Consider the following 21134-nt stretch of genomic DNA (forward strand, 5'->3'; position numbering starts at 1 on the left):
ATATTCAAACCGCTTTTAAATACCGCAGCAAGGTGTAATTATCCTTCGGCTCCACTTCGACCACCTTAAACTTTTTGGCAAAATCGAGCTCTGTGTAGCCTTCCCCATCAACCAGCGTAATGTTGGAGGCTCCGCCGATGATGATCGGAAGCTGCATCAGTATGATCTCGTCAACCAGATCCTGGTTGAAAACATGCCAGTTCAGAAAGCCTCCGCCCTCCACCATCAAGCTGTTGATGCCGTACTTTTCCTCCAGCAAGTTAAACATTTGCCCGAAATCCACTTTGTCTTGCCCGCAAATCAGGCACTCCTTGCCCCGTTCCCGGAGCTGTTCAATCTTGCGTTCATCCTTGCCGTTCTCCGTCGTAACAATGAGGGTTTGTCCCTCATCCGTCAGCACATTGCTATCCATCGGAATATCCATGGTTCTAGTGGGGATAATCCGCACCGGATTCTTGTTCTCTTCATAACGGTTCGTCAAAAAGGGATTGTCCGTGGTGATGGTATTTTTTCCGACCATAATGCCGTCAACCTTGCCCCGAAATTTGTGAATATACTCCATATCCCGGCCATCAAAGAGACTGAACAAGGGCTTGCTGGACTGCCCCGGACCCAATGTCAGCTTACCGTCGATAGAAATCTGGCTAAATACGCTCGTTTTCATGGATCATCCCTCATTCCTTGTTTTTTGTTTACAGGACACCGGCAGACTGCTTAAAATGTTGATCCATCGCACTCCAGGCAGACGCTTCGCCTTCTTTCTCCAAGACTAGCAGACCCGCTCGGATCGCCTCCCAAACCGAAGCCATGGCCGGTTCAATCGGCATGGACCGACTCTCTTCCAACAGTGCCGCAAGCGTCCCTCTATTAACACCGGTTAAGTTTTTCAATCTACCGCGTGCCTCCGAATGAACGGGAATCCGCTGAACCTCCGTTCCCCATTTCATTTGGCTCTCCGCACTTAGCATGAAGGCCGCAAAGGAAATAACCTCTTCCCGAAACTCCGACTCCAGCGAATAGCCCGGGAAAACCAGTCCGATCGCCGATGACATGGATATGGATGGGCGGCCCTGTATGGAAGGCAGCCTTGCAACGCCTAGCTTTGATGTCATATGCCGATCCAGGTGATTATATATCCACTCCCCGCAAATAATTGCGCCGACTTCCCCGGCGATGAATCCCTCCAATAGTTCGACCGATCCGTTCAAACTGGCCAGTAGACCGCTGTTCATCCGGGTCCGAACATATTGCAGCGCCCGCTTCATCTCGCTCTGCGGGAGACAAGGCGTGCCTTCCGCCATGGGCCAACCTCCGAATGCCGTCAAAAATGGCATGAACCAGTAGGGCTCCCGTAAGTCGGCGGCAACGGGAATAATGCCCTTCTCCAACAATCCGTCACCCAGATCTTCGATTTCCTCCCAAGATGCCGGGGGCTCCGGGTAAATTTCACGATTGTAATACAGCACCAGATGGTTACCCGTAAGAACAGGCAAGCCATAGGGTATTCCTTCAGACCGCATGGATTCGAGAAAGCCGGAACCATGCGGGGCTACTAGCGACAGCAGTTCATCCGGTACCCTGGAATACTTCGCCTTCTGACCGAATCCAGCCATATCCGCGGGAACCAGAGCCATTTGGGGGGCCTCGCCTCCCTCGCCTACTGCGTTCAAGCGAATGACCAGCTCCGAAATATTCATCACTTCGGGAATAACCTGAATGTCATTTTGCCGGGAATATTCATGGCATAAACGTTCCAAAAGTTCAATGGAGGTATCCCCCGGTCCATCGAATTCATGCCAAATCACCAGCTTCTTTGGATGTGATCCCATCTTTGCACCTGCCTCCGTGTTTTTAAATTTTGATTTGAGGGTGATAAAAAATCATGCCCTGATAAGGCTGAAGCAACCACTCGCCCTGCCGGTCTACTGCTGAATGAAGCTGCGCCGGCTCGGATTCGGAATCGGCCCGGCTGTCGATCAGGACAGTCCATCCCTTCGATACGGGATATACGGCATTCAGGCTTACGGTTTGCGGTTCATCCGGACTTAAATTAAAACAGCCTACAAGCAGCTCACCGCCATATAAATAGGCGTACATCAATACCTCACCCTGGGGATTTGGTATAAAAAAGTTATGCGGCTGCACCAGATAATCCAGCTGGTTCTTGCAAGAGTACAAGCGGTTCAACAGGGGGATCATGGGCAGCGGATGCGTCCAGTTAATGGATAACCGGTTGAAAAATGCCCGCGGGATGTCCGCGCCTCCCGTATTGTCTCCAAGGCCGCAGTTGAGCGGCTGCTCTTCGTTCACTTCCATTCCCGTAGTCAGAAACGGAACGGCGTTTGGCAAAAAGCTGTTGAAGACGCTCATCATACGAGCCAGCGGAATTCCGCCGCGACTTGTAATTCTAGGCGTGTCCGCCGTTTCGGAACAGGCAAAGACATGAATGGCCAGTTCCGGAAGTTCTTTTAGATAAGCCTGAAGTGTCTCTACGGAAATATCCGTCATGATATTCCAGCCGCTGCCAAGCATAATATTATAGCCGGTGCTCGCCGCCTTTCGATGGTTGCGGTTGAACAAATCTTCGCTGATCAGGATGGCGTTCGGCCTGATTTTCTTGATTCTCCGGAACATTTCCTCGAGAAGCGCCACGGGCAGAACATGACCGATGTCGATCCGAAACCCGTCGATGCCGTAAGTATGTAAGTTAAATTCAATGGCTTCCACCAGCATGTCCCACAATTCCTGGTTCGGTTCGGACCCGGGATACATATTGCATTTGATCGTGTCAAATAACACGTATGGCGGTTGACCCGGCTGTATCAGATGCCTTACTTGAGGCGAAACGTCCTTATACAGCCTGTAAAAAGCGATATCCGTCCAGATCGGCTGAACGTCATTGATCCAGTCGGAATGTGCCGGCGCCGTAGTAATTCCCATTTCTGTCTCCACAAGAGAAAGCAGTTGCTCCCCGGATTGCCGGGCACGCTGCTTCAGGCATTGCCATAGCAGCGGATTAAGCTCATTCGGCGGAGGTGAAAATTTACTCAGAAACGAAGATGTGTCTGCACTTCGATAAACGGTCTCCAGTTTATCCGGCGTGCATTCTTCAAAGAATCCAAGCTCCGGAATATGCGGCGGAGTAAACCCGTCCAGATGTTCTTTACCGATCCAGTACACCCAATCCGGATGCTCTTCAATAATTTCACTATCCCGTGCGGTCACCCGGGGGATAAAATCCACTACAACTTTCATGCCGAGCAGATGGCAAGCCTCAACGAGCGAGCCCATTTCGTCATGCAGCGTAAATTCGGGGATTCCGTCGAGCAAGGGATCGTGCAGTTCGGGATCAAGCTCAAACAACGAATGAACCGCGTAGGGAGATCCCACGTCCCCTTTCCAATGCATTTGGCTGTATCTTGTAACCGGCAGTAAATACAGGATATTTACACCCATCTTCTTTAGCAGCGGGAGCAGAATCATGAAGCGCAAAAAGGTCCCTGATTGGACGCTTCCGTCATGGTTGTAGTCCCAGGCCGCCGAATAGCGGACCAGCGACGAGTAAATGACGCTGCGATCCAGATTTCTTCCCTCTGAAAAGGCATGGGATTGCGACAATTGAAAGAGGTAATTTAGATGATGCAGGAAAAAGGGTACCGGCTGCACTTCAATTTCATTATTTTTCGTATTCAGAATATCCGGGTACCGGCATTCGTTCCAAATCGCCGGAATCCAGATCGACGGCAGTTCTTCGCGCTGGCGGGAGGCCAGAAACCGGTACATATGTCTCAATCCCTCTTGGTGTGCCATGCACTGCATCCCCTTTCTTCAAAAATTCTGTTCAGAACGTGAATACGGTTTTCATCGTTTCGGACGGAAGACGATTTCCCGTTGACAGCTCGTAGCCCAATAGCTCGTGAATGGCCGTCTCATATTGTTTGAGCGGATATTTTTTTGTCACCAGGGACGCCAAATCCGGATGATTCGCCGCAAAGTCAAGCGCCTCTTCGAAGGTATTGAGGTATTCTCCGGCACCTATGATTTTGATGGCATTCTGTGTGTAATGGGTCGGAGTCAACAGATATCGATAACCTCCGTTAATGCCGAAGGGAACGATTCTGCCGCCTCGCTCCACCCATTGCTCCGCAAGGTCCATTTGGGTTCCCACCGTATCGATGACAACATCGTATTTGCCGGATTCCCCAAGCCGGAGTTCTGTTTCCGCAGCCAGCTCCGCCGGGGTTAGGACCACCTCCGAAAAACGGCGCGAATACGACAGCCGATACGGATTTATTTCTGTAGCTATCGTGATGCACCCCAAGGCTCTGCTTACGATTTGACAAAGCAGCCCCATCGGACCGGACCCCAATATCAAAACCCGGTCTTCCCGGGTTATTCCGGCTTCCTTGAAATTGTGCAGCACGCATGCAAGCGGTTCTACAAGCACCGCCGCCTCCCAGCTCATGCCCTCCGGTAACTTGTGAACAAAGGACTCGTCGGTAACGAAATAGGGGGCAAACGTTCCGGAAATATTCAAACCGGCGATCGGCATCCCTTGTCCATCCGGACCGATGCAGAGATGCAGCCTTCCTTTCCGGCAAAACCGGCATTCCCCGCAGCTTTGGTTAGGGTCGATCACAACGCGGTCTCCTACCCGGAAACGGGTTACCGCAGACCCGATATCGACAACAGTCCCCACAGCCTCGTGACCGCGAACAACACCCGGAAGTCCCGGTTCTTTACCCGTAATAACAGCAAGATCCGTACCGCAAATGCCTGAGAGCTGGATTTGTATCTTTACGTCACCTGGCTTGGAACAAGAAGGAGACTCCTCCTCGACAAGCTCCAATTGGCCATGATTCGTCCATATTAATGACTCCATCTGAATTCCCTCCTTTCACATCGTGATTAAAATATCTGTTGTTCAAACGTTTGCGCAAAACGTTTGAACACATCTTATCACAGTTATTTGTAAAAGTAAGGGAAAATTTGTCGAATGCTTCCTCTGTTTTCGGAATTTTCATGCAACACCTGTAATTTCACATCTAGTTTCTGCAAATTCAAAAACCGCAGGCTGTTCACTCATTCAAGTGTTCATCCTGCGGTTGTTATAAGCTATTTAATTGTTCGGCATTGGGACAGTTTAGGAAGTTATGTTCAAAACGACCATACCGGTTCCATGGACTTCCAGTCTGTTATTCCCGAGCTTTTGAACGAATTCATTCCCGTAATGCACTTGCCAGTCACCGAGATCGGGCAGTTCCAAAGAAATCGGCTCCGCATTGGCGTTATAGAGTACATACAGATGGCGGTCGGAGTCGCCACCGGCGTGATTCCGCAGTGTATAAGCCACGGCATGAGCAGGCGCCGGTTCAAAATTCAAATGCTCGCGAACCTCCTGGGCCGTCCGCAATCGGAAAGCGGGATGGGATTTCCGCAGCTTGATCAAGCTCGCCATGTATAACACGTCATTTTGACGGCTTGCACAGCGTCCCCAATCCAGCCAGTTGATCTCAATCGCCGATTTGTAGCTGTTCTCCACCCCGTTCTTGGAACGCATGAATTCCTGGCCGGCATGTATAAACGGGATGCCCTGCCCGGTGAGAATTATCGCCGAAGCGAGCCGGTGCATTTGAGTGCGCTGTTCTTCCGATTCAACGGCGGAGGAAATATCCAATTTATCCCAAAGAGTATGGTTATCATGGCATTCAACATAATTAACGTTTTGTACCGGTTCATCCGCAAACTGTTCAATCGAGCCGCTGTAGCGGATGCCGCCGACTACGCCGCGTTTGACGCCATCCTCAAGCCCGCCGCCCCGGCCGACGAACCCCTTCGATCCGAAAATAAAGGTGTCCCCTTTCACAGTATCGCGGATACCGTCGTTGAAATGGGCGATTCTCGGCATGCGCCAGGCGTTGCCTTGATGGGCGCGACGATCTTCCGGCAGAACGGTCCCCATGTTCCAGCCTTCGCCGATCATCAGGATCGAAGGATCGATCTCATCGACCCGGCGCCGGATTTCGTTCATCGTATCCACATCGATCAGGCCCATCAAATCGAACCGGAAGCCGTCGATATGATACTCGCGGATCCAATGCAATACGGATTCGACGATGAATTTTCTCATCATCGGCCGTTCGGAAGCGCACTCATTACCGCAGAACGAACCGTTCGAGAAGGTTCCGTCCGGGTTGTAGCGAAGATAGTATCCCGGAACCAGCTTGGTGAAGTTGACCAGATATCCGTCGTATACGTGGTTATAAACCACGTCCATGATCACCCGCAAACCCCGGTCATGAAGACTCTGGATGCACTGCTTCAATTCCGTGATCCGGGAAGCGGGAGCATACGGATCCGTAGCGTAGGAGCCCTCGGGAACGTTATAATTTTTCGGATCGTAGCCCCAGTTAAAATGCGGCTCATCCAATTTGGTCTCATCCACGCTCTGCGTGGAATAATCGTAAATCGGCTGCAACTGAACATGCGTGATGCCCAGCCCTGCAATATGATCCAGGCCGGTCGGAATCCCCCCTGGCCCGCGAGTGCCGCTTTCGGCAAGGCCGAGGTATTTCCCTTTATGCTGGATACCGCTGTCGGGATGGATTGATAAATCCCGGACATGCAATTCATAAATTACCGCGTCCACTGGCGAAGAAAACGGCGGCATCGCTCCGGTCCACCGCTCGGGGTCGGTACGGCGTAAATCAAGCACGACCGCCCGGTCGCCATTGACGCCAACCGCCTTGGCGTAAGGATCGGCCGCTTCGTTCCAGCTAGTGCCGACCTTGACCCGGTACGTGTAATAAACGCCGTGGTAATCTCCCGCCGTTTCCAGCACCCAGGTCCCTTGCACATCACGGACCATCGCCCGCTCTTTTACGGGCAAGCTGTCCCACGAAGAGTAAAACACGACTTTCGCCTCCGAAGCAGTCGGAGCCCATAATCGAAACGATGTTTTCTCAGGGGTATAAACCGCTCCCAAATCATCGCCGTTATAATAAAATTTATCGTCAAACGCTTTGTCAAAAACGGAAACGCCTCCGGTTACCTCCGGATCACCATAATCCATAATCACATCAATTTCCTTCTGTACCGACAATGGATTCACTCCAATCATTTAAAATTGTCGCGCCTTAGTTTCCCAGGCTTCATATCATGGGTTATTGATTAACCGATTCGCTTAAATAAGGCAGAACATCCTCGGTATACGCCCGCAAAATCTCCCCGACGCTCCAAGCCTGCGAGAAGCAACCGCGGCCCGTGCAGGCAAACTCGCCGTCGAAAATCTCGGCGATTCCGCCGATAGCTCCGTCTTGAAGATGATCCTCAAACACCTCGCACATCTCCTTGGCCGCTGACACGGCTTCCTCGCTGTAACCGTTTACCCTGCAATAAGCGGAAATAAACGCACCTAACGGAAACGCCCATACGGTTCCCATGTGATAAGCGCCGTCCCGGTCAATGAGCTTGCCGATATAACGGGGTTTGTATTCCGGATCTTCAAAAGAGAGCGACCGGAGTCCGTAAGGCGTGTACAAATGCTTATATACGGTACCGACGACCGCTTGTTCTTTCTCGGCGGGAAGCATCGTAAACGGGAGCGAGACGGCCCAGATTTGATTCGGCCGGATTCTGCCGTCGTTTTCCAATAACCCATGGCCCTGGTCTACATCGACCACATCGTACAAACATTCCGCCTCTTCATTCCAGAATCGGCGGTTGAAGGATTCGCGCACGGTTCGTGCTAATGCATCATATGGCTCCGTGTCCCCAAAACGTTCCGCCAATTCCGCCATGACACAGAGTGCATTGTACCAAAGGGCATTGATTTCCACCGGTTTCCCGTGCCGCGGGGTGACGACCCATTCGCCAACCCTGACATCCATCCAGGTCACCTGGTCCAAACCGCCGCCCGCACGGATGAGACCGTCTTCGTCCATACTTATGGAAAAGTCCGTTCCCGCTTTGTAGGCGCTAACGATCTCCTTGAGTTGCGGGTAAATTTTCTCTTCGATAAATCGGTAATCCTCGGGGCTTCCGGTATAGCGCAGGTACTCATGCACGGAATGAAAATACCAGAGCGAAGCGTCGACCGTATTGTATAGCGGCTCTTGGCCGTCATCGGGAAACATGTTTGGAATCAGCCCGTTCCGCACGTACTTAGAGAACGATTCCAAAATTTCTCTGGCATCCCCGAACCGCTTGGTCGATAGCGCCAAACCTTGCATCGCGATCATCGTATCCCGTCCCCAATCGGTAAACCAGGGGTATCCGGCAAGTACGGTTTTCAGCCCCGTCGATTCACGATGGACGATAAAGTGGTCCGCGGCCTCCACCAGACGATCTGCAAACCGGTTTCCGTATCCGGCTTGGGCCACCAGGCCGTCCATACGCTGCTTATATTCCCGGACGATGGTAAATCCGTCTTTCTCGTCGAGTGAATCTATGGAACATTTTACATAGAAGGCTTTCTTTTCATATGGTTTCAAAGCTATTTGAATTTCATAGGGAGTATAATGATAATCCACCCCCATAAACCCGTTGCGATTCTCGAACTTGTAATAGTGAGCCTCTTCATATAAATACGGCGGCGTTGCCATCGTTACCGGAAACGTGGATCTGTCCACGTATTCCCCCTCGGATGTCATGAAGTGGATTGCCGTTTCCGGCCGGCTGCCGGGCACCAGTTTCAGCGTTTTTCCCGTCTGCTCTGTTTCAAAGATGAGATTCCCTTTCTCTGAAGCCTCGCCAGGCGAGCGGTAATTGAACAACGGGACCAGCTTGAGGGTCGTATGCTCCCGGCCTCCCGACACTTCATAACAGACGGTCACGGTATTTCGGCCATATTCCATGGCGATCGTTTTGCGGATGGACACGTCCTCCACCTGATAGTGATATTCCGGAACGGTATCCAGTTTGAATCTTCTCAAGTAATGCTGTCCGTCCTTTTGCCAGTTCACATATTGCTGCGAGGTTAAATCGTAAGATTTGCCCCCGATCTGAACCTGCTCCTGGGTTCTGGTAAATACCAGCACCCGGTTTACGGGCGCTTTGGTCGAAGCGACCAGATAACCGTGGGACATCCGGAACCCGCCGCCGGGCACCGAGTGACTCGCATAACCGCCGATTCCGTTGCCGATCAGCCATTCCCGTTCATTGCCTTCCTCGATCGTGCGCCAGGCGCTTCGTCCCAATACGTAAGCTCTTTCCATGCCGCAACTCCCCCTTTAACGCTACAGAAAAAGAAGTTATATCCGCAGCTAGTTAAACGTTTACTTAACCATTATGTGCTGAATTATATCATCGCTCTTTCCTGCAGGTCAATCGTTTGCACAATGATAATTCGCAGGATTTATGGCGTTCCATGTACATTCCAGTGCAGCTTACCAAAAATGCATCTTTCTGCACACAAGGCCTAACCTTTAACCGCCCCGGCGGTGATCCCGGCGATGAAATATCGCTGTAACAACAGGAATAGCAGAATAATCGGCAGAATGGCGATCAAGGAACCCGCGAATACAATCCCCCATTGGGTCGTATATTGACCCTGGAAGTTGGCCAAGGCAATCGGCAAAGTGCGTTTTGCCGGATCATTAATAATCGTCAATGCCCAAGGGAACTCCTCCCATACCGTTAGCGCATTGAAAATAGTAGCCGGAACGAACGCAGGCTTGGACAGCGGTAAAATAATCGAGGAGAACAGCGTCCATGCATTTCCGCCTTCCATCTCCACTGATTCATCGATATCGCGGGAAATGGAATCGAAAAATCCCTTTAGCATAAACGTCGTAAACGGAATGGCCCCTGCCGTGTAAATAACGATTAATCCCCAACGCGAATCAAACATGCCGAGCTGACGGATCAGCACAAATTGGGGAATGAGAAGCGTTAGACTCGGAATGACGAGCCCACCCATCAAGATGGTGAAACTCAGTTTCTTTCCTTTAAAGTCAAATCTTGAATAAGCAAAGGCCAGCATCGAAGAAAACAGAAAAATAAGACCAAAGCTGGCTATAGTAACTAGAACGCTGTTAAAGAGATACAGTGCGAAGTTCTGACTGACCCAGGCATTCCTGAAATTGGACAAGGTCATTTCCGAAGGCAAAAAGCGCGGTGGAAATTCAAACAATAAAGTCATCGGCTTCAATGCGGTCATGAACATATATACTAACGGATAAATGGAGATCAATCCGCCAACAACGAGAAAAGCATAGACGCATATCGACTTCCAAAGCGAGCGCATAGGATCGCCTCCCTCCTATTCCTGTTTGTTCAAACGGAACTGCAAAAACGTCAGGCCGGCAATAATGACGGCAAACACGTAGGACAATGCGGAAGCATAACCGAGGTCATATTCGGTGAACGCCTTCTGGTACATCCGGGTAAGCATCACTTCGGTCTGGTGCAGCGGTCCGCCGTCCGTAATCAGATAAATCGACGTGAACACATTAAAAGCGCCGATAATCAGCATCATTTGAATGAAAAAGGTAGTGCTGCGAATTGACGGCAACGTAATATGGCGAATTTGCTGCCACGCGTTACATCCATCGAGCGAAGCAGCTTCGTATTGATCCTTTGGCACGCCTTGCAGGGCGGCCATATAAATTACCATCGCCCATCCAACGCCTTTCCAGATCCCGAGGAAGCTAACCACCATCATTGCTTTGCCCGGATCGCTCAACCAACTGATCGTCTTATCGGTAAAGTGGAGTACATCCATTATGAAATAATTCAAATATCCCTGATCAGTGAACACGAATTTAAAAATTAGCGACGCGACTACCCAAGACGTAATGACTGGTAAAAAGAACAGCACCCGGAAGGTCTTGGTTCCGGGCCGGTTCTGGTATAAGGCGTACGCGACCAGAAATCCCAAGACCATTTGGCCGGGAACGGAGATGATCCCATAGATGAATATATTTTTAAGCGAAATCCAGAAAACGTGATCCTGAAATACATGCCTGTAGTTCCCCAGCCCGATGAATTCCAAATGATTGAGATCGGTTAGGCGGAAGTCATAAAAGCTGTACAGGAAGTTCCGAATTAACGGATACAGAATGAATACGGCAAAAAACAAAAAACCGGGCAGAAAAAATAAATATCCGGCCGTTCCGTTTTTTTTGCGCATGATCATGACTCCTTCATTGGAGATAGCGTCTCCCAAGCGGAAGACGCCCCCGGTGTAATTAATTATTCAGCTTCAACAATCCGTCAATTTTGGATACCGCAGCATCCAGTTCAGCCTTGACGTCTTTGTCGGTCATAAAAATGCTGCTCATCGTGTCGCTAAGGACGCCGTCAATTTGCGGCCAGGAGTCGACCGGCGGACGAGCCTTCGCTGTCTTTAACTGTTCAAGGAATGGAGCGTAATAGGCGACTGCTTTGATTTCGTTACTCTCCATAGCATCCAGATTGACCGGAATTTGCCCGATTTTGCCCATTTCGACCTGCGCCGCTTCCGAAACCATGAATTTCACAAACTTCCAGGATTCCTCCTGCTTGTCCTTGCTGAAAATCCCGAGATCCTCCCCGCCAAGCACCTGTATGGAGCCGGCAGAGCCCTTCGGGAAGGACGCCATTTCAAACGTGAAGTCGCCGAACTGTGACTGGAACTGGGCAACCGCCCACGGTCCTTCGGCCATCATGGCATAGCTTCCGCCCGCATGCCCTTCCGTCACTGGCACATCGCCCGGTTTAAATCCTGCGAGCTGTCCCGAGGTATATGCCGCTTTCAGCTTGGTAACGATGTCGATCGTAGCCTGACTGTTCAAGAAACCATCCGCCGTCGTAAAGTCCGGTGAGAGCACATCTCCCCCGTTACTCCAAATCCACGGGAGGATATTCCACCCCTGCAAGGCCGGCTCGCCATATCCCCAGCTCTTGTCGTATTTGGCTTTGATTTGCGCAAGATCCGCAAAGAACTCCTCCGCGGTTTCCGGCGCTTTATCGATGCCGCTTTGCGTTAGCATCTCCTTGTTCCAGAACAAAACCTTGGTGTTTGTGTTGAGCGGAAGGCCGTAATAATGCTCCCCTACTTTAGCCGTAGACAGCGGGCCTTCCAGCAGTCCCTTGGCGATGTCGTTAAAATCGCTGAATTTCTCGTCCAACGGCTGAAGCAGCCCGCGTTTCTGGAACTCCGGCACCCAAATGATATCCAGCCGGGCTACATCCGGCAGGTCCCCGCCGCTGCCTCCGATTTGCAGCTTCTTGTGCAATTCTTCCCAAGGAATCGCTACCGCTTTTACCTTGATCCCCGGATTCTCGGCTTCGAATTTGGGGATCAGCACTCCCGTGAGCGTTTTCTCCTCCGGAGATGCCGTACTGTAGTGATGCCAGAACGTTAAGGTTACTTGCTTTCCGGTAGCCTTCCCTCCGGATTCCGATGCACTCTCGTTACCCGTGCCGGCTCCCGAACCGCATGCGGTTAATACCAGCAGCATAGCCAGAATTACCAGCGATAATTTGCTCCATTTATTTGTCATCGTTCATGCTCCTTATTTGACAGTCTGAAAAAGCAGGCATTGGCCAGGTTCAATGTTTTCAGGCAGATCACCCGTATATTCAAAATCGCAAATGTTATATGAGCCGTTTAAATCAAATCGGGACAGCTCAGGCGCAAGGGCCAGACGATCTGCGGAGAAATTGCAAAGAAGCACGATTTCATCCGTCCCCATGTACCGCCGGATGACGTAGCAATCCGAACCTTCCCGGTAACGGAGCTCCAAGGAGCCGCTCTGCAAGAGCGGATTCTCTCTTTTGCGCGTGATCCAGTTCTGCGTGTACCCGAACAGGTCCGATTCCTCCGGTGATCGTTCCCATGTCATGCTTCCTCGGCAGCCCGGATCATTCTCCCCGGTCATTCCCAATTCGTCGCCGTAATAAACGGTTGGATTACCCGGGAAGACAAATTGGATAGCCATGATTTGACGCAGCTTATCCCTATTTTCCCCGCAACGGGTCAAAATGCGTTCCGTATCGTGGCTTCCCAGCAGGTTGAACATCTGGTGCAGCTCCTTCAGGGAGTATCTATGGGCAAGCCGGACCAAACGGGAATGAAACTGCCGAAGCGTAATGGAACGGTCGAGACAATAGTCAAACAGAATAGTTCTGAACTCATAGTTCATAACGCTGTCGACCCCGCCCGACATCATCAGCCGCTTGGCATCGTCCCAAATTTCTGCAATAATGATTGCGTTAGGATTTAATCTCTTGACACAGGATTTCAGCTCCCGCAAGAAGCTGATCTCCACCTCATCTGCGACATCGATTCTCCAGCCGTCGATACCTGTTTCTTTCTGCCAAAAGGAAACGATATCATAAATGTACTGCTGTACTTCGGGATTCGATGTCCGCAGCTTAGGCATCCACTGGTAATACCCCACGGAATCGTAATCTTCCTCGCTCCGCTCAACCGGATAATTATTGACGTAGAACCACTCTTTGTAAGCCGAAGCCTCTCCTTTTTCCACCACATCCTGAAAATAGGGATGATAAAATCCGCAGTGATTGATTACCAGATCCAGAACGACCTTGATCCCGCGTTCATGGCACTTGTTCACCAGTTCCCGCAAATCTTGTATCGTACCGAACTGCGGATCGATTTCAAAATAATTGACCGTGTCGTACTTGTGATTCGAAGTCGCCGTAAACACCGGATTCAAATATAAGGCGTTAATTCCAAGCCTGCCGAGATAATCCAGCTTGCCAATAATGCCTTGCAGGTCACCTCCCATGTAATTGTCCCGGGTAGGCTCGCTTCCCCAGGGTTCCGTCCCCTCGGGGTCATTGCCTAGATCTCCGTTGCAGAATCTCTCGGGGAAAATCTGATACCATACCCGGTCCCCGATCCATTCCGGAGCTTGTACGGCATCCCGGTCTCCCGCGTAAGCATAAGAATAGCTTCCTTTGAAACCTTTCGTATTCTGCAATCCCTCGGTATTAAGCCAACGCGTCTCCCCCTCGAGCTTAAATTCAAAAGCATATTGTAGGTATCGAATCCGGGATTCCATACCGGTCAATATCGTGCGGTAATAGCGGTGTTGCTCCGATTCCGCCCATAGCGTCATCGGCTGCGACTGAACTCCGAATTGTTCGGTTTTGTACTTATTCCAGTAGAGCAGCCGCACTTGTTCGGCTTCCGCCGGAAGCCTGAGACGAACCTCCAGCTCGTTAAGCGAGATTAAGGTGGCGTCTACCGCCGGGTCGTGATCATAGTTAGTCATTATCATAGTTTCCTCTTCATCCTATATTGTTTTGTACATGAATAATAAAGGCCCTTAACTTCCGATTCTTGTAGCAATGGACACCGACTTCGGTACGCCCGGCTCCTTGTTCATTAAGGAAAACAGCATGCCTGCCGCCGCCTTTCCCATCATCTCGAGGTCGACCTCCACAAAGTGTACCGGATGCTTCATATACTTGGACATGGGGAAATCGTCAAAGGTCGCCAACGCGATTTCCGAAAGCAAGGGATTACCGTTCTCGAAATCCAATATTTCAAAGAGCTGTTCATGCGTGCAGCAAATTAATGCTTCGGGGCGCCCCTCCACAGCCGATTCGGACGACTCGGAGCCGTAAAGCGATTTCAACACTTCCGCTTGCTCGATAATACGGACTTCCAAACGATGGTTCTCCATCGTTTTCCGGTAACCATTCAGCCGGTCGGCGATAAATTTATCCCTCTCCGCGGCTGCTCCGCCTGCATAAATCATGATTTCCCGGCAGCCAAGATCGATCAGATGCTCCGTCAAAATTTGACCGGCCTGCACGTTATCGATGTCTACCCACGGAACGCCGTCTTTGGACAACATGTTTTCCCCCGTGACGACGTAAGGCATCTCATGCTTAACGAGCAATTCGTAATTCCGCTCATTCAGCAGCGAATTCGGAATAATCAACCCGTCGACACGATGCTCCACTACCACTCGTTCGAAAGTCGATTGGCTTTTCTTGTTGTCATGATCATGATCGCTCATCATTAAAAACATATGATCATGGTTATAGACGATCTCTTCGATTCCTTGAAGTACCTTGTAAAAGAACGGATTGGCAAAAGCCCGCTTATCCGTATAATCCGAGCAAAATCCGACGGTAAAGGTTTTATTGAAGGCCAATCCCCGGGCTATAGAATTGGGGACATAGTTGTGCTGCTTCATGATAGCTTCGACTTTCAGCCGCGTCTTTTCCGAAATGTTACGGTTCCCGTTGATCACGCGGGAAACCGTCGCCTTGTTCACGCCCGCCAAATCGGCGATTTCTTGAATCGTTATCTTGGACATCTTCTAAATCTCTCCTATCTAATGCAACCGGTTGCATAAACTATTATATATAACGTTTCCGGACAATGCAATACAGATTTTTGATTTGATTTCTATTCAATTATGCACCAACTGTTCCGATAAATATAAATGACTTAGTTCTTTCGAACTATTACGATGCTGTTGAAATAAGTCGGTCGGAGGTAGCCATGTTTTGTTCAAATTGCGGTACTAAACTTTTAGAAGATGACAAGTTTTGTGTTAGTTGCGGAAGTCCGGTGAAGCCCCGGGAAGAAACGGCTCCTGCCGATAATCCCTACTACGCACCCCAGTCATCCGGTTCGGCCGGATATGCGGCAGGAGCAGGGAATCGGGGCAGGGATACGGAGCCTACTGAAGAGGATTTTGCTCTGTTTATCGGCAAGAAGGCCGATGAATACTTGAGCATCTGGAACGAGGACCGGCGCTGGAATTGGCCCGCATTCCTGTTCGGAGGCTACTGGATGCTGTATAGGGGCATGTATTTGTATCTGCTCCTATACCTGATTGTGATGAGTTTCATGGTCAATATCGTCCGTGCGATCATGTTCCCGGTGTATTACTTCTCGGGAGGTGTCGTGGTCGTGGTTCTCATCGCCAATATCGTGCTTCAAGCTATCTTTGCCCTGTTCGCCAACAAGATCTATTTGCATCATGCCCGGCGGAAAATCAGAGCCATAAATGCTCGCTTGGCCAACTTCCCGGATCTCCGGGAAGAACGAATCGCTACCGCCGGCGAAACGAGTCTGTACATTCCTATCGCTCTCGCCGTATTGCCCGTACTGATCTTAATCGTCACGACTCTCTTTTACTCGGTCCACGTGTATAAGGAGATCAATGAAGAAATGCGTTATCGGCAACAGCAGGACAGCAGCATGGTTCAGCCTTATTTCTATTCCCGGGTAACTTAAAAAGAACGGTGGAGCATCCTTTGCTCCACCGTTCTTCTGTTTAATCCCCTTCTTATTCTCACCATTGGATAAATTCCAATGAGAATCGGCAATCCATGCCCAGGAGCAAGTCTGCTTGGAAGATTTCCAACCATTACCCCCATTTAATTCAATACTTGCTTAAATGGCGCTCCCTCATTGGAATTTCTCCAATGAACTTAGCAAGTAAGCGCTCTTGAGGAAGATTTGATTGGATATTATCCAATCAAATCAAACTCCACTCGCTGCCGCTATACTCCCGCCTTCTCCAGCATACCACGGGCGATCCAAACGCCTGCGGCTCCTGCCTGGGCCAAGCCCCGGGTAATTCCGGCGCCGTCCCCGCCGCAGTAAAGCCCGGCGATCTCGGTTTCCAGCGATTCCGACAGCTTCGGACGCGCCGAATAGAACTTCGCCTCTACGCCATAGAATAGCGTGTGTTCAGAGGCGATGCCCGGAGTCACCTTTTCAAGCGCCTCTACCATTTCAATCAAACTTTTCATCGTATTGTATGGAAGCACGAGCCCCAGATCCCCGGGAACGGCCTCTTTCAGAGTCGGCTCCAAGAAGCCCTCCGCAATACGCCCTGCCGTCGAACGCCGTCCGCGCAAAATATCTCCATACTTCTGAATGATCACGCCGCCGTTCGAAAGATCATTCGCCCGCTGGCAAATCTCTCTGGCATATTCGTTCGGCTTGTCGAACGGATCGGTAAATTTATGCGAGACCAGCAAAGCAAAGTTCGTATTGGAAGATCCCAGTGCAGGATCCTTGTAGGAATGGCCGTTGGCCGCCATGACACCGCTATGGTTCTCCACCACGACATGTCCCGACGGATTGCTGCAAAACGTACGGACTCGGGTGCCGACCGAGGTGTTGAATATAAATTTTCCTTCATATAGATGTTCATTGATTTCTCTCATAACCACGTCGGAGGTTTCCACCCGAACGCCTACGTCAACTTGATTGTTCGTCATTTTCAGGCGGCGTTTCTTCAATATGTCGGTCAACCAGGCCGAACCGTCGCGCCCCGGAGCTACCATCACTTGATCGGCTTCATACGTATCGCCATTTTTCAAAATGATGCCTTGAACCCGATGCTGCCCGTCTTCCTTGACGGTAATCAGATCTTCAACTTCCGCCTTATATATCATGTCGATCCGCGTTTTCAGGTATTCATAAATCGACTTTAATATCTCCAAATTTTGTTCCGTACCCAGGTGACGTACTTGGGCGCGCAACAGTTTCAGTCCGGCGGCATATCCCCGCTGTTCGATTCCGCGAATCGCATCCGTCATCGGATCGGTGATATTCTCGGTTGCCCCGTGTTCGAGATTGATGGAATCCACATAGCGGATCAGCTCAAGCACTTTGGAAGGCGCAATGTAATCAGTCATCCAACCGCCGAATTCAGTCGTTATATTAAACTTGCCGTCGCTATAAGCTCCTGCGCCGCCGAATCCCGCTGTAATGGAGCAGGCCGGAAGACAGCCGGCAAATTCCTTTTTGCCTGCGGCAGGCGGACAAAGCGTGATCTTCTCCTCCAGAATCGGACAACGGCGCCGGTAAATGTCATGTCCTTTATCAACCAGCAGCACCTTCCAATGAGGCGCACGGCGTGTCAATTCATAACAAGCGAATATTCCTGCAGGTCCGGCTCCAACCACAATCACATCATATTTATTCATCAGTTTCCTCCTGAAGTAGGTTTATAGAGGTACTTATTGGCCAGGTAAAAATGAGCACAAAAAAATCCCGACTATGAATAGGTATGCGCAAGCACCCGTTCGTAGCCAGGAATTTGTGGTTCCTTGTAGAGACCCTCAAACCGTATTTTTGAGGATATACGAATCGTCTCGTAAGACTTAATTTCAATTGTCACATCACGTTAGTAATATTATCGTTAAAACACGTATGAGTCAACACCGATTTATACTATTATTCGTATATTGTTGAATTTACCTAATTAAATCATCCTCGCGCTTGTTGAACATTAAGCAAAACACGAACATTAAATCCGGAAAATAATCCAGATTCCCTCCGACTTATTAGCATTCGCATACAATATGCTATATAATAGGCTTATGCTTTATTCATATTTTTATAAACAAAAGGAGTAGATGTAGAGAATGGACAGTGACAGGCTTTTGGTATTAAATTTGGTTTTGGTCGTGGTTCTGATTGCGCTGACGGCATTTTTCGTGGCGGTGGAATTCGCGATCGTCCGGGTACGGGCAAGCAGAGTGGATCAATTGATCGCCGAAGGAAACAAGAAAGCTTTAGCAGTCAAACAGGTAACATCCAATCTAGACGGCTATTTATCGGCGTGCCAATTGGGGATCACTATTACGGCTCTCGGACTCGGTTGGCTGGGCGAACCAACGGTGGAAAAAATAATGCACCCGGTGTTCCACAGTCTCCATATACCTGAAGCGTTAAGCGGTGTGCTTTCTTTCATTATCGCGTTTGTAGTCATCACATATCTTCACGTCGTAGTCGGTGAATTGGCGCCGAAGACGATCGCCATTCGTAAGGCGGAGAGCGTCGCCATGTTGACGGCGAAACCGCTCATTCTTTTTACCAAGATCATGCGTCCGTTTATCTGGACGTTGAACGGCTCGGCTAACCAGCTCGTGCGGTTGATCGGGATCAAGCCCGCCTCCGAGCATGAGGAAGCCCACTCGGAAGAGGAATTGCAGATCATTATCAACGAAAGCTTCGAAAGCGGAAAAATTAATCAGAGCGAATACGGATATGTGAACCGGATTTTTGCTTTTGATAACCTGCTCGCCAAAGAGATTATGGTCCCTCGGACCGATATGGTGTGCTTATATACGGATAAATCGCGCCAGGAAAACCTGGACATCATCAAAGAACAGCAATACACGCGGTTCCCGGTCGTAGAGCAAAGCAAGGATAACGTCATCGGGATCGTGAACACCAAGCAATTTTTCCTTGCCTATGAAGATAACCCTAACCTGGAGGTTGCTGCACTGCTGCAGCCGGTCATGGCGGTATCGGAAGTCACTCCGGTCAATGAACTGCTGAAGCGAATGCAGCGCGAAGGCACTCACATTGCCATCCTGATCGACGAATACGGCGGAACGGCCGGCCTCGTCACCATCGAGGATATTCTGGAAGAGATCGTCGGCGAAATCCGCGACGAATTCGACAAGGAAGAGGAGCAGCCGCTCGTACAGCTCAGCGAAACGCATCTCGTCGTCGACGGTAAAGTGACCGTCAACCAGATCAACGATGTGCTCATGTCCGACCTCGATACGGAGGATGTGGATACCATCGGGGGATGGTTATACGGAAGACATCCGGAAATGAATGTCGGGGAAACGCTGGAGCATCATGATTTACAATTTAAGCTTCTGGACAAGGAGCCTAACCGGTTCAGAAAGCTGGAAATTATAAAACTTACGGTGCAAACCGATTCCTAAGAACAGCCGGTAAGACCGGGTTAGAATAAAGCACCCTCATCCGAGACATTTGTCTCTGGATGAGGGTGCTTTTGTTTTGCGGGCTTGTCCTTTTTCCGGCTGAAATTAAAAGTCCAGCTCCCTTTTAATTCTCGCGATTTCGTCATCGGACGGCTCCTGCTCCTTATACCGGGCTTTATAATACAAACCCAGAAGCTCCTTGGCCGCGGATCTTCGCATCCCCCAAGCCGACTTCCCTTCCCTCGACTTTGGGACTGGCTGCTGGCGCAATTCCGCTTCCGTTTCCTGCGGAGTAAAATAAGGCTTCAGCTTATAGCCCTGCGCCTGCTCGGCGTGAAGCAAATGCCGGTATAAATAACGGATCCGTTCCCGATTGTCCGGGAGATCCTCCAAAGTGACTTTCTTACCGGAACGGGAGCCAAAGATACCTCGCCAATTCTGCCATTTGGGGATCGCAGACTTCCCCATTTTCAACCGGATCTCTTCGTCAACAAAGGCTTCGTTCCGTTCGTCTTTCCCTGCCCGGCCAAGCATGGCTAGCAGCCGGTCCATCCAGCGGCGCCAAATCCCGCCTGCGTTCTTATAGAGCCAGTATAAAACAACCGCCACCAAGGCCAAAATTACTGCCGTAGCGAACACGTAAAACAAAATATTCAGAAATTGAGACAGCCACCCCGGCTCATGCGATTTTCCCGTTTCCATCGGAAAAGCCGCGGGTCCTCCCGTATCCTCTTCCGGTATGGTCACAGGCTCCCCCGAAGATCGGGTCAGCCAGCCGACTATTTGCCTTAGCATACCTAGCAGAACTCCACCGGCCCAACGCCCTGCACCCGTTGCCAGCAGCAAGGCCGCAAGCACGATAGCCCCAATCCAGGTCATATTGTGCCCCCTTAACCCACGGGGCAGCCGATTTCCCGCCTCTTCTTCGGAGAACGTGTTGTACCGCAAATAACTTCGGTTGACCGCGAACAGCGTCCATGCCAAACAAAGAACGCCCACCCAGGTAATGAACGGCATAAATTCCTCAAGCTTGGTGAAACGAGGAAAAAAGATACCTGCAAGCAAATAAAGACCAATCCCGATCTTATACAGCTTGTTTTGATTGGTTCTCCCTGCGGACGTCACCCCCTGATAAGTAAGGACTGTCCCCGCGAACAGACAAACCATAACTCCCAAGATAGTACCGTTTCCCAGGCCCCCTATCGCTACAGCAAACAGCGTTCCCAACAGTACGGAAGCGCCTGCCCGCTTCCAGAACACCGGCAGAGCTGACCGGACCGTTACTCCGGCGAGGGACATCAGGGGAATGCTGCATAACGCAAGCAGAGAAATTTGTTCCGGTACGAGAAAAGAATAGGCAAGCAAGAAGAGCGGCATAAAAAACACGCACTCTATGAGACATAAGCTCCAAGCCTTTATAGACCTGGTGAAATAATCAACACGAACGGTTTCCAAGAAAT

15 protein-coding genes, 1 pseudogene and 1 riboswitch are annotated in these 21134 nt (G+C 50.4%); of the genes and pseudogenes, 3 read left to right on the forward strand and 13 right to left on the reverse strand.

The window, feature by feature from the left end:
• Positions 1–4 precede the first annotated feature (4 nt).
• The 11 genes from NYE70_RS24410 to NYE70_RS24460 form a co-directional block, all read right to left on the reverse strand.
• Positions 5–664 carry a dihydrofolate reductase family protein gene (locus NYE70_RS24410; RefSeq protein WP_290407601.1) on the reverse strand — a complete coding sequence of 220 codons (660 nt, stop codon included), beginning with the start codon at positions 662–664 and terminating at the stop codon, positions 5–7.
• Positions 665–692: 28 nt separating this feature from the next.
• Positions 693–1829: a sugar ABC transporter substrate-binding protein gene (locus NYE70_RS24415; RefSeq protein ID WP_211022287.1), complete on the reverse strand. Its 1137-nt coding sequence runs from the start codon at positions 1827–1829 to the stop codon at positions 693–695.
• Between the two features lie 22 nt (positions 1830–1851).
• Positions 1852–3810 (reverse strand): alpha-amylase, encoded by a 1959-nt coding sequence (locus NYE70_RS24420; protein WP_341048679.1) that lies wholly within the window; start codon positions 3808–3810, stop codon positions 1852–1854.
• 31 nt (positions 3811–3841) lie between these two features.
• Positions 3842–4882 (reverse strand): zinc-dependent alcohol dehydrogenase, encoded by a 1041-nt coding sequence (locus NYE70_RS24425; protein ID WP_211022289.1) that lies wholly within the window; start codon positions 4880–4882, stop codon positions 3842–3844.
• Positions 4883–5143: 261 nt separating this feature from the next.
• Complete coding sequence (gene pulA / locus NYE70_RS24430) at positions 5144–7102, reverse strand: type I pullulanase (protein WP_211022529.1); 1959 nt, start codon at positions 7100–7102, stop codon at positions 5144–5146.
• A gap of 61 nt (positions 7103–7163) precedes the next feature.
• The gene (locus tag NYE70_RS24435) at positions 7164–9215 is read right to left on the reverse strand and encodes an amylo-alpha-1,6-glucosidase (protein WP_341048681.1); all 2052 of its coding nucleotides are present in this window, start codon (positions 9213–9215) and stop codon (positions 7164–7166) included.
• A gap of 203 nt (positions 9216–9418) precedes the next feature.
• Positions 9419–10246, reverse strand: a complete 828-nt coding sequence (locus tag NYE70_RS24440; RefSeq protein ID WP_213654470.1) for a carbohydrate ABC transporter permease — start codon at positions 10244–10246, stop codon at positions 9419–9421.
• A 15-nt stretch (positions 10247–10261) separates the two neighbouring features.
• Entirely contained in the window at positions 10262–11131 is an 870-nt protein-coding gene (locus NYE70_RS24445) for a carbohydrate ABC transporter permease (RefSeq protein ID WP_341048682.1), read from the reverse strand.
• A 58-nt stretch (positions 11132–11189) separates the two neighbouring features.
• On the reverse strand, positions 11190–12485 hold the full coding sequence (locus tag NYE70_RS24450) for an extracellular solute-binding protein (RefSeq protein WP_341048684.1): 1296 nt from the start codon (positions 12483–12485) through the stop codon (positions 11190–11192).
• A 12-nt stretch (positions 12486–12497) separates the two neighbouring features.
• Positions 12498–14225, reverse strand: a complete 1728-nt coding sequence (locus NYE70_RS24455) for a glycoside hydrolase family 13 protein (RefSeq protein ID WP_341048686.1) — start codon at positions 14223–14225, stop codon at positions 12498–12500.
• Positions 14226–14279: 54 nt separating this feature from the next.
• A complete protein-coding gene (locus NYE70_RS24460; RefSeq protein ID WP_341048688.1) occupies positions 14280–15281 on the reverse strand; it encodes a LacI family DNA-binding transcriptional regulator in 1002 nt (333 codons plus the stop codon).
• A 188-nt stretch (positions 15282–15469) separates the two neighbouring features.
• Here NYE70_RS24460 and NYE70_RS26065 point away from each other — a divergent pair.
• Together NYE70_RS26065 and NYE70_RS24465 are read left to right on the forward strand one after the other, a co-directional pair.
• Positions 15470–15535: pseudogene (locus tag NYE70_RS26065) on the forward strand (zinc-ribbon domain-containing protein); the annotation flags it as partial.
• Between the two features lie 3 nt (positions 15536–15538).
• Positions 15539–16210, forward strand: coding sequence for a DUF2628 domain-containing protein (locus NYE70_RS24465; protein WP_341048690.1), 672 nt, complete (start codon positions 15539–15541; stop codon positions 16208–16210).
• Positions 16211–16479: 269 nt separating this feature from the next.
• Here NYE70_RS24465 and NYE70_RS24470 read toward each other — a convergent pair whose 3' ends face one another.
• Entirely contained in the window at positions 16480–17916 is a 1437-nt protein-coding gene (locus NYE70_RS24470; RefSeq protein ID WP_341048692.1) for an NAD(P)/FAD-dependent oxidoreductase, read from the reverse strand.
• Between the two features lie 82 nt (positions 17917–17998).
• A riboswitch (purine riboswitch) is annotated at positions 17999–18098 on the reverse strand.
• Between the two features lie 259 nt (positions 18099–18357).
• Here NYE70_RS24470 and NYE70_RS24475 point away from each other — a divergent pair.
• A complete protein-coding gene (locus NYE70_RS24475) occupies positions 18358–19674 on the forward strand; it encodes a hemolysin family protein (protein ID WP_211022298.1) in 1317 nt (438 codons plus the stop codon).
• A 105-nt stretch (positions 19675–19779) separates the two neighbouring features.
• Here NYE70_RS24475 and NYE70_RS24480 read toward each other — a convergent pair whose 3' ends face one another.
• Positions 19780–21129 (reverse strand): DUF4129 domain-containing protein, encoded by a 1350-nt coding sequence (locus tag NYE70_RS24480; protein WP_341048694.1) that lies wholly within the window; start codon positions 21127–21129, stop codon positions 19780–19782.
• Positions 21130–21134 lie beyond the last annotated feature (5 nt).

Origin of the sequence: Paenibacillus sp. FSL R5-0407 (assembly GCF_038009185.1) — a bacterium.
In the GTDB taxonomy this organism is placed as follows: Bacteria; Bacillota; Bacilli; order Paenibacillales; family Paenibacillaceae; genus Fontibacillus; species Fontibacillus vini.